Annotated in this window: 1 protein-coding gene (cut by both window edges); it reads right to left on the reverse strand. The window is 43.0% G+C overall.

The whole window is internal to a bifunctional isocitrate dehydrogenase kinase/phosphatase gene (gene aceK / locus WC676_01430; GenBank protein MFA5059275.1) on the reverse strand: the coding sequence, 132,390 nt in all, runs 36,851 nt past the left edge and 78,420 nt past the right edge, and what appears here is coding positions 78,421–95,539 (codon 26,141, complete, through codon 31,847, partial); reading right to left, the first codon wholly in view occupies window positions 17,117–17,119. Both codon boundaries (start and stop) fall beyond the window edges.

Here is a 17,119-nt window from a genome sequence, read left to right on the forward strand (position 1 = left end):
AAAAACCAAGCGGCCCAATAACGGCGTTAAGCTTTGTTTCTTTTTCCACTTGCCCATTTTCTAATGAGCGGATAAGTTTGAACAGCTCATAGCCAGGCTTCTTGGCCTCCACGGCCGCGATAATTTCACTGACAGCCGCTGTCGATAAATGATCATTGGCCTTGACCATAGCAGTGACGACTGCCTCGATCTCACGCCAATCTAAACTATCGTGATGGTCTAGCTCGATGGCAAGCTTTCGGTATTCTTTGATCACCAAACCGTGATGCTGCATAATAAAATAATCCGCAAACCATGACCACACGCCGCCTGAATAAAGCAGGCGGACATCATCAGTCATTTGTCGATCGCTTGCCTTCTGAGCGCGCCAGAACATGATCACCTGCCGCACGCGGCGATTATTGGTCCAGCTTTCAGGAAGGCCGCGCAGAACAATTTGCATCGTTCGCTCTTGGTTTTCATATTCTTTCATCAGGGCTGCATCAATTTTATTTTCTCTTAAAAGCTGTGCGGCTTTTCCGTATTCGCCTTCAAGAGCAAGAACATGAATTTCATTTTTGATGTCTATCAAATCAATATATTTTTGCAACTTTGTTTTGAATGTCGCAAAAAATGGGTGAGCAAAATGTTTAGAATCATCTGTTAGGTCAAACAATGCGCTAATCTCGTCTTCATCGCTGTTTCTAACAGCTGTTTCAAACCGTGTTTCTAATTCGTCCAATTCAGATTGCCAAATGGCTTTGATTTTCTCTTTTAAAGCGGAAACTTTTTCCTGCTCTTCGGTCCTATGCTCCGCGATAAGATCAAGAACTTCCACCGAAATACTCCCCGGAAAATCTTGCCCTAACAAGATCAATAAGGAACCGTAAAATCCAAATTTCTTGATCAGTTCTTCTTTTTCTTCCTTTAAAATACGTAAATTTCTCTTAGCGGTTTTAAACGATTCTTCTTCGGCCGCTGATCTCTTCTTTTTTCCTCCGTTGCCGTTTCTTTGTTCGTCAAAAACTTTTTGCGCGGCTTCGATGTCTTCATTTTTTCGCCGTAACATATCCGCATGCGTTTTAATGTAACCGGATAAAAGGTCGATCAGATTCACAATTTCATCGGTCACGCTGCCATCTTCCCCATAAAATCCTTTGGCAATATCGAAAAATTTATCCGCATTTACTTCATCGGAAAGTGAAGCAAAAAGCACATCGGCAGATCCAAGCTCAGGATTACGCAAATATAAGAAAATACGATAAACGGCCAATAAGCTTTTAAATGGTTCACGTAGATCACCTTCAGCCGCCGCATAATGGGCCTGAGCCTGAGCAAAATCATTTTCCTGGTGCCTGATAGTTCCTAGGAAGAAATGAAGTTCGCCGTCTTGCGGAGAAAATTCAAGAGCCTGCGTTAGATAAACTTTTGAATTTTCCTTATCTTCAACGGCGCCGTAACAAATCCCTAAACTCCTGATACTGTCCCGGCGAACGGTTTCCGTCGGATTTCCGTCAAGAACAGCCTTGAAAGTTAAAATAGCATTTTGAAATGATCTTTGGTTATGCAGGCTCACCGCCGCCGCATAAAGCGCCGATGTATCAAGCTTTAATTTTAAGGATTGCGCTTGCGTATAAGCATCTTGAGCTTTATCGTATTGCGCCATATCGCGGTAAAGGACAATAAGCTTGCCATAAATAAACGCAGCGTCTTCTCTTAAGCTTTCTGTCAGTTCCGGTTGACCTGGATCTTGCGTACGAACCATAGCTTTGACTATTTCAAATTTCTGCGCCGCAGTGCTTAAAGCTTTTCGCAACTTTTCGCCGTTGGCATCATTTTTATATTCGGCCACCAAAGCCTCTTGCCTGGCGTTTTCTGCCAAGCCGGCAAGGCTGCGTATTTCCCACTCTTTAAATCTCCATTGGCGGCTGATATCGACCGCGCGATTAAAGAAGGCCAAAGCTTCTTTGCGATGCCCCGTTTCCTGAAAACAAATTCCAACCGTATAGACAACGCCGACGTGGTTGGCGGCTTCTTCCGATTTATTAAAATCCTGTTTAAGGATCGGCATACGGTATGGCGCGTAAAGCTTGAGCGCTTCTTCATACCTAGTTAAACGCGAATAAAGGTACCCTAAGCGGAATGCTTCAGAGATCTCCTCTTCCGAACGGCTTCCTTTTTGAATGTTGTAATTCGCCTCCACATACTCAATAGCTTCCGCGATCAGAGCAGCTTCTTTTTCCTTTTCCAGTGTTTGGTCGATCTCGTAGATGATCATGGCGGAAAGTTCATTCCAAAGCCAAATTAAGAGCTTCCGATTGGAAGGATCACGGACAATGTGTTCTTGCGCAACTTTCTTGGCTTCAACGACATTTTGGTGCATCAGATCAAATTCTTTGGCTTCCTTATAAATACGCGCCTTGGAAACAAAGATCCGCGCTAAAAGCTTCCATTTTGTCTTATCGTCATTCTCCACAATGCTGTCAACCGCTTGAGCCATTAAATCCAAAGTCTTTAGGCGAAGTTCTTTACTTTCCGGTGTTTTGATCTCTTCATACAATTCATCAATTTCTTTTTCTAAAAATGCCGGCAATTGTAAGGCACTATCCGCCGATAAAATTCCGGATAAAAATTGCCGCAAGCCCTCTATCTGCGTCTCGCCTTCTTCGCCGTAATATAAAAGGATCTGGGTCATGATAACCGTTCGCAAATTATCCGAAAAGTCTTCTTGAGGGATCAAAAGATTATCTTGAGCCAAGCGATAATATTTTCTGACATTGTCTCGATCGCCCATTTCACGGTAAATATCCGTGTACTGCATGAGCAAAATGGGATGATTGGGCGCCACCATTAAAGCTGAGTCAACGTAAGTAAGAGCTGTTTCATAGTCTTTTAAGTATAGATAAGCCTGGCTTAAAGAAAGCCGCATGCGAAGCAGGCGGATCTTAAGCCATTCGAATTTTTCTTTCGGTAAACGTGCCAAGCTTTCCGGGCTGTCATCCAAAAGCCCAAACTGGCCTAAAAGCAATACTCTGGCTTTTAAATAAGTGTCTCGCGCTTCTTCATATTTTTCTTCATGAGAAAGTTCTATGGCTTTATTCCAAGCCGATTGCGCGTCTTCCCAGGATTGTCCCAGAATGAACGGATTTTCATTGGCCACCGTTGCCCATAATCCTAATGAGAAAATGTTTGGAATAAACGCCGCCAAAGATTGATTTTCTTTCTGCTCGCGGCTTACGGCTATTTTTCCGTTGGGATGAAGACGAACAGTAAGCAGGCCGCTTTGCATATCTACCTGAGCTGGATAAGAAAGTTGGAGAAGCTGTTGCGAAACATCCGAATAAATTTCCACTTCATCATAATTGCCCATAATTAAGTCATTTTCTAAATAAACAAAATCATCCAGCAGCGGCCTAAGCGATGCATCAATGCCGCAGTCAAAAATTGCCGTTGAGATATGGTCTATCTTTTTGCCAACCGGCATATCAACAAGTAAGATCCGACTTAATTCCATGCTATAAAGCTGATAATTAAATTCTATCGGAATAAGTTGATTATCTTGTTTCTGTAAAGTTATGAAAAACCCGCTTCTGCCCACTAAAATCAATCCGCCTTCCCGCAAAGCCCCGGATAAAAACCCTAAAGCACGTTTTGATTTCTCATGAGAGTAATGGATAAGCACATTAGCAACACGAATGATACTGGCTTGATTCGCATAAAGCGCAGCCGGAAGGTCAAACGTTCCGTAATAAAGAAACGTATTAAATATGGCCGGATCAGCATCGGTCAAATAGTCTTTTGTCAGAGTCACCGCTTCTACGTTATTGTCAAAACCGGCCAAACGGTAATGCGGATTTTCTCTTTGCAGGCGCCGGGCTAATTCCGTAAAGGTCGGCGCGGGCGATTGTTCTTTGCGTTTACGTTTTCCCGGTTCCACAAGCCCAATGCCAAAATCAATAACAAGAATTTCTTTTTGAGCCTGAGACTTAGAAGCCTCCACGCTTGCCGCTAACCGCCCTGCGATGTAATCGTCATAGATAAAAAGCCTGCCGGGATAAGTTATGGTTTTCGTTATCTTGCTTAATTCATGTAAATTTTCCGGATCAACAACCACACCGAATAAACCAAAAGCCCCAAATCCTAAAAATCCGTAAAGTTTAATTCCCCCGTTATCGGCGTGGCGGGCGTCGTAAGGCCAGCCGGCAAAATCCAAAAGGGCGACGCGCATACTTTCCCAAATCCTATCCGGCGCATACATAATGGCCCGAGAATCTATGGTTTGAGAATCATAAATAGAGAATTTGGTAATTTCATGGATTTCCGGGCCCGTGGCCAACGGCGTTGATTGGTAGCCTGTCGAGCGAAGGGTCACTCGAAGTTTTAATTTAGTATCGTTTTCGGCCTTTAATAATTTTCCCGGGGCTACCATGATCTCTCTATTTTTTCGATGAACATCGGCTGTCGGCGACGATAAAACCTGATAAATAAGCCGTTCGATCACTTCCGGCCTAAAGTTAAGTTTTCTGATAAAATCATCTTCCAGGATCGAACGTAAACCGCTATGGCCAAATTTATTCTCCCAATAAAGCCTTACGGCAATGCCGTGCTCTTTGAGAGCTTCTTCACTGACAGAGGTAGGAAGAAGATTGACATTGGTCGGATTAAGAAAGATTCTGGAACCGGTTTTCTCCATCACTTGCCGGCCAACTTTTGGATAAGCCGTTACAACGATCATTAAACGTCCGTATGGTTTAGCCACTAAGGCAACGCGCGCCATATCGGAATTGCCGGTATACCAGACATAAACATTTTCATAAACCGGCCATCCCCACCGCATCGCTTCCGTGACAATGCCTTTGATGTCTCGAGCAGTAAGCAAATACGGGAAATAGATCGAATTACCGTTAGCTTCTGCTCCGATAAAACGCGGTAATTGTGAATGCCGGGCGATAATATGATCAAAGGCATTCTCGGAGAGATAAAGCTTTTGGGCTGTTATACGGTTTACTTCGAACAGTCCCGCTATTCTTCTCCTGGGCTTTCCTATTTCTACTTTTGACGGCACGGGAACAATAGTAGCGGCAATAGCGGCATTCGAAGCCAAGCCTAAACGAAGCTCGATATTAGATACCAATTGATCAATATCGGAAATAACGGCTTCATCCCTCGAGGTTTCCCTGATCAATGAAAGAATCTCTTTAATGGCCTCATCAAATCTTTTTCTTTCATTAGATTCGGCCTTACGCTCTTTGTTCAACGTTTTTGTTTCTTTAAGATAAGCAACAAAGCGTATGCCCTGCTGGGTCAAACTTTCCTTAACAGCATTGATCTCGGTTTTTCGGTTGAGCCCGCCTCCTTTTTTAAGATCAACTCGAATTTTAACGATAAGAAACATAATCAACGCATCAAGAGCTCGATCGTCATTCATCATTCCTAAAAACTCGATAAGCTTAAGGTGTTTTTCTAAACCGCTGTTGTTCAGCACAAAATCAACCTCCGCAAAAAGTTGCGGGCGTAAATTTTCGGTTTTTTGTAAAACATCTTCGGCGGAAATATTCCCCTTCAAAAACTCTCCGAGAATATTTTTCGCCGTTTCTTCCAATATGGGTTCGGCTTTTTCCGTCGGATGGGCGGCACGCTCTAAACGCCTTCGAAGAACTTTGCGCTGCGTTTCTAAGCGGCGCCAAAATTTGGCTATATCTCTTCTGAGCTTTCCTAATTTCTTAATTCCCAAAGGAATAAGGTCAGCCGTCAATGAATAAATAAACGCCGCAACGATGCCGACAATAACTAACAGCGCCCGTGTTTTATGCCACGTCCATTCACCCAGCCAAGCCTTCGTTGAGTCATTTGCCGCCGCTTGCAATAAAGAGAACGCTCCGGATAATAAAACAGCCACCACCACCTTTACCGGCGTGGCCCACGACGGTAAAAACGCGTACAAACGGCTGACGGCTTGTTTCACATCGGGCTGGGTTTTAGCGCGATGCACGATCGCTGTGGCGGGGATATTAAGTTTTCTCGATAAGTTTCGGCTGACCGTATAAATATTCCTAGGCTTATGAGAACGTGTTTTAAACACGCTAGCTTCGTCAATGATCGCCTGGTTGATTTTTTGATTAAGTTTATCAATGGCCTGCCTGACCCTTAGACTTCGTTGACGGCTTTCTAAAACCGTCCTGACGGAAAATCCCGATCGTGCGGCGATCGCTTCATAAACAGTTCCTTCAAATCCCTTCTTGGTAACTGTTTTGCTGATCTCTCTGACCGCAGATAAAATAAGCGAATCAACCTGCGCTTTACGGTTTATTTTAAGGTTTATAAACCACTTTGATTCATAAGCTGTTCCGACAAGGATTCCGGCCTTCTTGGCAATATCTGCTTTATCAAATAATCCGCCTTGTTTCTTAAGCTCCCGGTAGGCTTTCTTTAAACGAAATTCGGAGGAAAGTTTCTTTCTAATTACGCGTAAAGCTTTGCCGATTTGAGAATTTAACTTTTCTCGATGGTAAACAGTCGCGACGGCGACAACCGCTCTAACGGCAATTTCCTCATAAGGATTAATGTTAAAATTTCCGTTATCGACCATTGCTTCAACTTGCGGAATAGCGGCAAGAATACGCAGATCAGACTCCAGGACAACATCGTTTGATGTCAGCATATTAAACCAGAATATCTTTTGCGCAGTTTCTCTAGCCACTCGCGCTTTTTGTAAAACCATCTTCCGGTTGAAAAGAATTCCTGGTTTTTTGAATTCTTTTCTCGCGTCCGCAACGCGATGGCCGGCAGAGGTTTTTCTTAAGACTAAGTCCTTAACATCGGAATTATCCTCCAATAAATCATAAAGTTCTCGCGTGCTTATCCCCATTTCCCGAGCGATATTTCCTCTGGTTAAACGCTCTTTACGTTCAAAAAGAATTTCAAGGGCAGATTCAACTCTTGCTTTTAGATCGTTCTCTTTTGAGGGATCAACCAATCCAAAGGCAAGCGGAATGAGCCCGCCAATAAATGCGTTAAGCTGCGCATCGGCCGGTTTTTTGAATCCATCAACATAATATTCTCGAAGAATTCCAAACGGAATGCGAACAGCGTCAGACAACCCGCCGTTGGTAAGTTTTTTCAGGAATATTTCGGGGACAGACAAAATAAAATCCTCATCTTCTTCGCTGATCGGCTGATTTTCTTTCATCGCATCGTTAAAGCGGTCATAGACATTTGCTAATTCACCGATAAGGGGGTTATCCTTCGTCCAAAAACTCAAAACCGCAATAAGATAAGATGAAAACTCTTTAAAAAATTCACTTTTACCAAGTAAGGCAACAATTTTCTGGCGCTGACCACGATTCATCAATCCCGAAGATATGGTAACCATGTGCATAATAGCAATGATCTTTTCTTGACGGGTCAACCGGTAATAGTCAGCGTGATAAATAACTTCCAAGTTGCTTATGGCCTCAAAATAATTATTGCGCTCTAAGGCCCCGACGATACCCTCATTCATAAGTTCGGTTCCCTTAAAGCGAGCGATCGCCTTGATCTTAAGCAATGAAACCAAAAGATTAATATAGTCCGCGTTCGCATCAAAATAAGGAACCGTAACAATGATAGACTGGAATTTTCCGTCTTTAATATTGATGCCCAGTGTAAATAAATTGCTTTTCCCGTCCTGATCCTGCTTGGTCTGATAAAAATCAATTTTGTAAGCATCAATGACCGCCAAAAGGTTTTCTAAAACTACCCCTTGCCCTAAGCGATGACGCAAAGCGCTTCTTATTTCTACCGTTATATCCGTCATGAAGACAACTTTGACCGGACGGATCTTCTTTAAAGCAAGCTCCCAATCAAGTCTTGGATTTATTTTGTAACGTTCCTGGCTGAACAACAGAACCTCGATCGTATCCCTGAGGATATCTTGATGATCTGATAAATATTTAATGTCTTCTTGAATGATCTCTTCTTCGCTTAAATGGGGTTGAAGGATACGCGTTTTTTCATGTTCGAGGAATCCTAAAACAGCGGCCGGGTGGTCTTTCATCAGCTCAAAAACTCTCCAGTGAATAAGCAAAGTCCCTTCGCTTTCGGAGACCATCATCGCCGGGCCGGGTAAAGCAACGATGACAATGCGAGTTAATTTCTTAGAAACAATAAGATTACCTAAGTATGGAACGATCTCTTCGACCTGCCCGTAGAGCTCTTCTTCTTCATCATGGGTGAGAAAGCCATTATGGATCTTAGAAATAAAAAACTTGCTCAGGACATTGGCAGATAAAAATACGGTGGGCCTTTCAATGGCGGCAAACTCGGCCGGATAAGCCTTAAATCCGCGTAAATCAGGGACAGTCCCCAGCTCAAGTTGGGGACTGTCCCTGTGTAAACGTCGAATTTCTTGTTCATATGCATCGCGCCGGTCACGGCCTTCATATGTCCAAGCTAAAGCTGTATTATCTTCAATAAAACGTTTTAAAATATCCGCCAGTGCTTTTAGGGTTTCTTCACTTTGAGGGCCCGTGAGCCTAACTAAAATTATTTCCTGAGGATCAATCGATAGGAGAATAAGCCCGATAAGGTTTTGGGCTATATTATCCACTTCTTTAATATCTATTAGATTACCGCTGCTAAAAGTAATTATATCGGCCTGGACATTGAAAAGCTTTTCTATGGTTTTAGCTTTCCAGCTGATCATCTCCGATGGAAAAACATGAAGCCCGCGCGGATTAGTCACCTGCGCGGAAAACGCCACTTTATTGACCACACCGAATATTGTTGGAATAAATATAAACGAAGGCGCAAAGCCGTGAACGGTCATTCCCTTCACGGGAAGCTTAGAGGACCCGGACATTGTTCGATGAACCGCAAACGCTCCCAAAATCAAGCGTTCGGTTTCCCTAACAACACTCATCCATTCTTTTTGATTAATGGCATAAGATAAATACCCGGATACGAGGGCTTTGAGCGCTTCGGCAGATTGCAAGGCTGATTCATAATTCTTATATTCTATGGCTGATTCGATATCGATCTCTAAGAGTTCAGCGATCCGGTGTGCTAAATCTTCAGCTTTTCGCACGGTATCGGTAAACGGATTATGCGTCAAGTGGAGGATCGCTTTTTTGCGATCACCGGATAAAAGATAGGCAACAATAAGAATTTCATATTGCATCTCTAGATCATCATCATTGGGATGAAGATTTCCAAGGTAAGATAAAACATCTATCGCTTCTTGATAATCTCTAACATAAATAAGAGCATTGCCGAAATGAACGCGAGTTGCATTGTCGATCAACTTCATATTAATGTGGCCTTTGATCAAATAATAAAACTGCGCTATATCTTCAATGATCTTTTGGCCCAACGATGAATAAGGATTGGCTTTTGAATCAAATAAAACGGCCGCCATTTGATGGATATGCTGATCAACGGTGCTCACCGAGATGAACCCGTGCGGGCTAATGCTCGGCCCATGATCATTGTCGCTGTCAACGACCACGCCCCAAATACCCGCCAAGGCGCCAAAAGCAAACATCGGCGCAAAGGCAGCCAAAGAAGCAAGCCGCGTAGAGTTGCTGCTGACTTTTCGTGAACGTAAAAAGTAAGCATGTTCGTGGCCATGATTGAGGTGTTCGCCTAAAATAATATCGCTAAGCCCAAGTCTTTTGAACAATTGCCCTATAACGGTCGACTCAAGGATCTTTTCTCCGTTTTTAATAAGCCGAACGGACTGATCTGCCGCTGTCGAATCACTATAGGGATCAATGTATGTAAACGAGGGTGAGACCTGGTTTAAATATTCTACGGTCGGTTCATTGCCGATCACACCATCTACCATGACACCCGCCGGAAGCTTATCCAACAGCGCTTTTAAGAATTGGGTGGCTAGTTTCTCTCCGGTCAAATGGCCCATGCTGATATATAAGAAAATTCTCTGCGTCGAACTATACATGTGACCTTTAAACGAGGACGCATCAAGAGGACGGATATTGCCAATATCAAAAATTCCTCCGGTGTTAAACTCATAGGTCCCAAGAATTTCCGGATTGTCATCCCCTGCTACGAGAGGAAGATTTTCTTGATGTTCAAAAACACCAGCCTTCCAGATAATTTCTGCCTTTTGAGATCCGGGATCACTAAAGGTAACAATGAACTGATACCGTTGTCCGTTTTTAGCGCCAACGGCTTCAAAACCACTTAGGCTGGTGATCACCGATATAAAGCTAACCATATCCAAATACATTCCCGGCGCAAAGGCGGAAAGAGAACTAGACCCTGAGGATGGGGATTCTCCTGTCTTAAACGGCGCGAACATGTTGAATTTATCCGCAAAGTCATCACGCAGATCCGTAAGTGATCTGATGTCTCGGTCTATTCCGTAAGCTTTGCTGCGGGCAATAGTAAGCAATTCGTCAATGATGGGTAAAATAATTCTTGTCTGGTCATGGATATTAATATACTCCCCGACGTGCCCTTGTAATTGCGGGCTGTCCAAGCGATCAAGATAGATCTTCTTTAAGGCTTCGCTTAATTCTTCTTGTGACGGCCGAACAAAATTGTAAGCAATTAACTCTACGGCTAAGACTTTACTGATCATTTCGATCCAGCGCATCGACTTCATAAAGCGTTTTTCGTTGGAAGGAATTTCGGAGTTTCGGATGTAATCAAGAGAACGGCTTTCTTGGATCACGCCGCTAACAAGCGTGATCAATTCCTCAATGCTAAAGCCTAAAATAGCGTTTAATTGAGCGGCGTTCGCGTTTCTATTGGGATCGGTGGAATAAAAATAGTTCGCGCCGAAATTCGCCATTATTAGAGAAGCTGTCGCATCCACCGCTTCATAGCGGAAATTGCTCGGCCAAATGCCGTCTTCGGGGCCGATCATGGCCCAAAGTCCGCCGGTCGTTTCGTTTTGAGTTTCTGAAATAGAATCGATAATGGCGGCGGCCTCTTGTTCACCGCCCAAGGCTTTAAAGGCCGCCGCCATCCCTAAAGTCGCTTCCAGCCAAACGGATGTAGTGTCACCCATCTTTTTGGCATAACCGATAAGTTCTACGCCGTTAATGGAAACATGATTGGCATTGATCCAATGAAGCGCGGAAATATAATGAATGGGGTCAATATTAAGAATCGCGCGCGCCTGATGAAGCGCTAAAATGCTGATATATTGAACGTCTAATTTTTCATCCGTCGCAAAATCAATGATACCGTCGCGCGACCAAACAGATTCAAAATGTGTGGGGCGCCACATTTTCCCGGTTAACCAGTTAGCCAGTTCGCGGGTTATGTTGCGGTAAGATTCACGGGTTTCTTCGGAAATGGAAGTTTGTTGAGATAAAACATTGAATAACATAATAGCGCGGGCATTGTGTTCGGTAGAACTCCAAATGAAAGCTTGTCCTTGAGCATCTTCCCCGCCGCGCAGGAAATGATAAACAGTTTGCGTTTGAGGATCTGTCCAGTCGCCGTAAAAACGCATCATCCAAGTAGCGGCGCGCTGAGCGGCGTTTAAGAATTCTTCATTGCCGGTTTTTGTATAAAGATCTACCAAGGCGCGCGCCATCGTTGCCACCGGCCCAACCATACGAAGTTCGCGGACATAATTGACTAAAATTTCTCCACTTGTCACATCGTAGGCATTGGCCCACCAACCATCCGCGTGTTGAACATTGATAGCGCCTTGAGCCAAACGGCTGGCATTTGCAACATCATCCATCGCTAAAAAGGCACCAATTGCCAAAGCATTATTAAAGATCCATGACGCATTGTAAGACGCGTCTGTTTCGGGAACGCCGATAAAGCTGCGGATAAGATTGGTATCAGAATTAATATTATTCACCAAGAATTGTTTGGCTAAGGCGTTTCGTTCTTCCGGTGTTAAGGGTTCTTCTTCTTGCGGTTCGGTAGGATTTTTCTTACTGCAACCTTCTAATAATGGGCCGGAAACAGCCGCTAAGGCCACGATCACCGCGAATTGCTGAAGGAATTTCCGACGAGAGATCGCGCGCAAAGGCAGCGTTTCCTTGCCGAATAAAATAAATAAGGATTCAAAGATTTTTGAAAGAAGCCCAAATCCGGCAGGGATTATGGCGTTAAGTCTGGTTTTATCTTGATGCTTTTCTATTTCTTTTTGCTCTTGTTGTTTTTCATAAATACCGCCCGAACCAAAGACTTTATCTCCTAGCTTCTCTAACTTTTCTTGATATTTCTCTTCTAATTCTCCAAACTTTTCTAATGAGTAATGATCGCTTAAGAATTCTTCAATAAAATTAAAAACTTCTTCGCTAAGATCATGACCCCATTGATTCTTAACCGAAACCGAAATAACCTGATCTTCTAGGGGCATACTTTCGATATGATCGAAGAATTGCGCAATCGCCATATTGCTTTCGAAAGTATACAAATCGATGTCGTTAATGGAAATTAGAACTGTTACATGTATGTCAGAGTATATTGCCTCAATCATTTTTTTCATATTCCAAACAGGTGCAAAATGTATCTTATAGACCGGATGGTACTGCTTGATGATCCAGCCATTGACTTCTCTGGTTTCTGAAATTTGCACTATGCCAAATACCACCGGTGTAAATGCCACAAAACCATTAAGCGCTGTCGCGGCTGATGCTACACCCACCAGCCACGGAGAGGTTGGTAGCATCGGAATTGCTTCCTGCCGCGACAGCGCTAAAATGACAGATAGTCTTTCTATTTCTTTTTTATACTCGGCGGATACTTCCCCATCCGCAACTAAAGCATCGGCATCGTTTAAGAATCTTTCAATTAAGGCTAAAATTTCTTCCGTAAATTTATTGCCAAATTTATTTTGAACTTTCACGGCTAATACTTGCTCTTCTAAGGGCAATCCTGCTCGAGCGACGAAAAATTCCATTAAACCGGTATGGGCGTTAATAAAAGATTTTAAATTAACTCCGCCAAAATAGATCTCAACCGAAATGCCTAAGGTTCTCTCAATAGCGCCAGCTAATTTATTAATATTCGAAACAGGAACGAAATGAATTCTATGTTTGGATGTTATTTGCCGCTCGACCCAGATTTCTTGAATAGATTGAACTGTTCCAAGAAACAGGAAACTAGACGAAACAAAACTATTAAGTTCACTTAAGCTTCGTTCATGATCAATTTCCGATTTCTTTATGATTTCGGCTTTAAGGATCTGCAGAGACTTACTCACTAATTCCCCGAATTTGAAAATATAAAGGCTCATCCCACCCATGTAATTAAAATCCATCCAATCTTCTTGATCTTCAAACGCAGGATCCTGCCAGGGAAGCCGCTCTAAACGGCCCAAGAAAAATTCACGGTAAAATTCATCAATACGGATATCTTCAATAAGAATTTCAGGCGCCAGGTTCTTATGAAAAACAAGATTCGTCAATAGATCGTAAGCAAAAGCATAGGCATCAAAATAACGCTTCCATTGCTTGCGGTGATCTCCCATCGTCCCTAAACCAAGCTCCAGATTTCCCGCCGGAATAAGGCCGGTTGAATAAGTCACCATTTCTTCATAACTTGGGTCGGGTAAATTTAAGGATCCTGCATCGCCGTGGACAACAACGCCCGTTCCATGAAGAATTAAGGCGATATTCGTCCGGATGGATAATTGCGTAATCTGATTCCTATTGCTTAAGTTCTCTATACCAGTGACATTGTACGCAACAGCAGGTAATCCGTTCGAAATATGGGTCACGCCCGAATTCTGGGAGCTTCCTTTGACAATAATCACCACATCAAGGTCATTAGGTAAATTGTTCTGGGCGTGCCAAAGATAGTCGCCAAATACAATGATAATAGGATTTTGAATATCCTGTATCGTCAGCCCGTTGTTGCCTTTTTGGGCGATTTGCTCAAGTAAGTCTACTAAATTTCCGGCAACATCTTCTCTCTCTAATAATGTCGTTAATCTTTCTTTCATCATAGAAACAGCTTGCGGCTCATTTCTAATAAATGTCCACAGAGGTCGGTGGGAATGGTCAAGGTCAAATAAAATATCATCAACTGTTTTTCTGTTATTAATTTCTCTGACAAAACCGAATGCAGACAACCCAAATCCAAAAAACGCGGAAAGTTTTTCTTCTTTCGTATCTTTGACAAGAGAAGATGGCGCCGACTTTAAATATTCAATAATGGCCGGCGCTAAAGAGATCGTGCGCGCCGCAGAATCCAAAGAATTAGTTGCCACTACTTCGTTAAAATATTTTTCAAACTGTTTGAGGCCGGTGGAGAAAACACCGTGCGCCGCTCCGGCGTAAACTTTACTCGCGCCCAAAGCGCGCACCGCTTTAGCGAAAGCGTTCATCGTGCCACCGGTTGAGATAATGTCGTCCAAGACAATGATAACTTTTCCGTTAAAATCGATATGTTTGAACCTGTCGTTTAAAACCATCAATACATCTTCGGAACTTAAGCGAATTTTATCCATATGAGCGACTTGCGTATATAGATCCATCCCTAATTGAGATGCCGCTTCCCTAACATAATCATAAACTCCGTCATCCGGGCCCATCAAAATAATGTCTTCCAAGCGAAGCCCATGTTTCTGAATAAGATTGCGGACGATAAGGCCAAAGGCGTTAATATTAAAAACTTTTAGGTTTTCCGCTCCTTCAAAGGTGAATTCCCCGCTTTGATCCAAGAAATGAACGTTCACCGTAATGATACGATCGGTGAACTGACTGATCATCGACACAATGGCGCGAGCGCTATTGACCGCGCGCGCTTTGGGATAAATAAAACGCAGCTGGTCTTTTTCTTTTAGCGTATAGCTTTGATGCTGACGGGCATAAGCAAAATACGGCATAAAGACACCACGCAGCGACGCGTTCAGCACACTTCTTAATTCATGCAGGATCATCATTAGCTCCACGATACCCTTGTTGGTACGCGTCGCGTGGATCAAAAGATTATTCAATTCTTTTACCTGCGCAGGAATAAGTGTATTCATGTGCCGATGCTCTAGAGTATCAATTTTGATCTCGTGGATTTGCCCCTGCTCCATTTGCTTAGCTACTTCGCGTTTTAGATCAGCGTGTTCCGGAGTAAAAAGGACCGAATTGATATCGGGAAGGGCTGTTGCTTTTCTTTGCCGTAAAGGCCGAGATATGTGAACCAGCCGGATCAATTTTTCTCGGATATGATCGATCTTTTCTTCGGCTAATGACCTCTTAGAATAACGAAGCGGACGAATAGTGGAAAGTTCGCTTTTAATATCAAATACATTGTTATCCATCAGATAAATTTCAGCTTGGGCCGACAAAATATCTAAAATAGCGTCATATTGCCCGGACCGAGCAGGCAAGAAAACCCTAACCGAGCGCGCGCCAAAATCATTTTTGAGCCCATCGATCATGAAAAGCAGGATAACAATATCCTCGTCGGTCTCTAAGCTTTTGATGATGCTAATATCTTTGCCTTCAAAAGCTTCGGAATTTTTGGCAAGAACTTCTACTTCTCCGTCGGGAAATCGGCGGGCGATGATCTCGGAGGAAATGGATCCGTAACGCTTGGCTAGCTTAATACGAAGAGCGGCATCTTTATCATTAAAAATAAGATCTATCTTTTTGCTTTCTCCGCCCCGCTGGTTAATAGTATGTTTCCACTCTTTTATTCTTGACCGGGATGCCAGAGAAACGATCATTCTTTTGTGATTGCTCGGCGCGCGGCCTACCCCTAGCAATCCTTTGATGAGCTTCGCTAAATATCCGATCACCATACCAAAACTTGGGATAACGGCATTAAGCAAAGAAATGCTTCCGGCATTGTCAGGTGCATTTCGAACAACAGCCGGAGGATAAATGCGAATATTTTCCGGCTTTAATTGAGATATCTTCTTTGTTATGACAGGAACAGCGACTTCAAATCCTCCATAAATTTTATAAACGCTTGCAGCGCGTTCAACAACAGTAGAATTTTGAATAACAAAATACAAAATATCTTCATCTTTAAAATGAGTCACTTCTTTTATTTTAGAAACCAGAAGAACGGAAATCGCAGCCTGAGCTTTAGTAGAAATTAAATTACTATTGGGCTCTGATGAAGTTCTTCGAGGGGCGCGTGCTTCATCTGGAAAATACACAACATCTACTGAAATTCTTATCAAAGCCAAAGTTGCCGCGGCTGAAAAGAACGCTGCAGCAAAGCCAAACCTTAAGCCAAAATTATCTAAGGAGAAATAGAACATAACAATAGCAAATGCGGGTATCACTAATGCTGCCATTAAAGCCGGTACACCGGGATGTCTAAATATTTTCGTCATCAACGAAGTAACCTTTTTATGTTCTTTGTCTTGAGCGACGAAAATCACCATGCCAATTGCAAGTACCACAAGGATAATTTCAATGGCTCCTACCCCTAACAATCCTTTGATGAGCTTCGCTAAATATCCCACCATCATGCCAAAGGTGGGAATAACAGCATTCAAGGCTGTTAGCTGAGGCGCTTGCCCGCCATGATCGGCCATTTGTCTTTCCAAGAATTTAGTAAAGTCATAACGGTATTTGATATGCCGCAACCGGTCAATAAGTTTTCGCTTGCTGGAGTATTTAATATCGGAAGAAATATTAAGATATTCCTTGGCATTATCAGGGCTAATAACAAATCCCGGCAAACCATGTTTTTGTAAAATAAGGCTTACGATCAAAGCTCCGGTGCGATGGTTCCCTTCAATAAATAATTGCTGTTGGCTTAAAATCTGCACATAAACCGCTGCGGCCTTCGCGTAAACAGAAAAATACGAACGGCTTTGATATTTTTCCCACACAGCTTCAATACCCTTACCAAAAGATCTCTTTACCGCCTGCACATATTGATTTCGCTCTAAGCGGACGGCAAAAACATTTCCCATCAACACCAAGTGATTCAATTCCAGAAAATCTTCTCTACTGATTTCTCTATTCTTTCCAAGTAGACTGTTGACACACGCATAACCTAAAATAATTCTATCAATTGTCTCCTGTTCGGGAAGTTCGCGCGGCGTATCAAGCTGGTGATTAAGCTCGGAAAATCCTTCTAAGAATTCCTGCAGTGATCGGCGTACCGTATCCATATCCATTGCCAAGTCGGGAGTTTCTAATCTCGTGGCGGCAAGTAATTTATCTCGAGATAAATTTTTTCGTTGATGGCGTAAAGCTTTTGTTAT

The organism is Candidatus Omnitrophota bacterium, assembly GCA_041649175.1.
Taxonomy (GTDB): Bacteria; Omnitrophota; Gorgyraeia; order Zapsychrales; family JBAZNR01; genus JBAZNR01.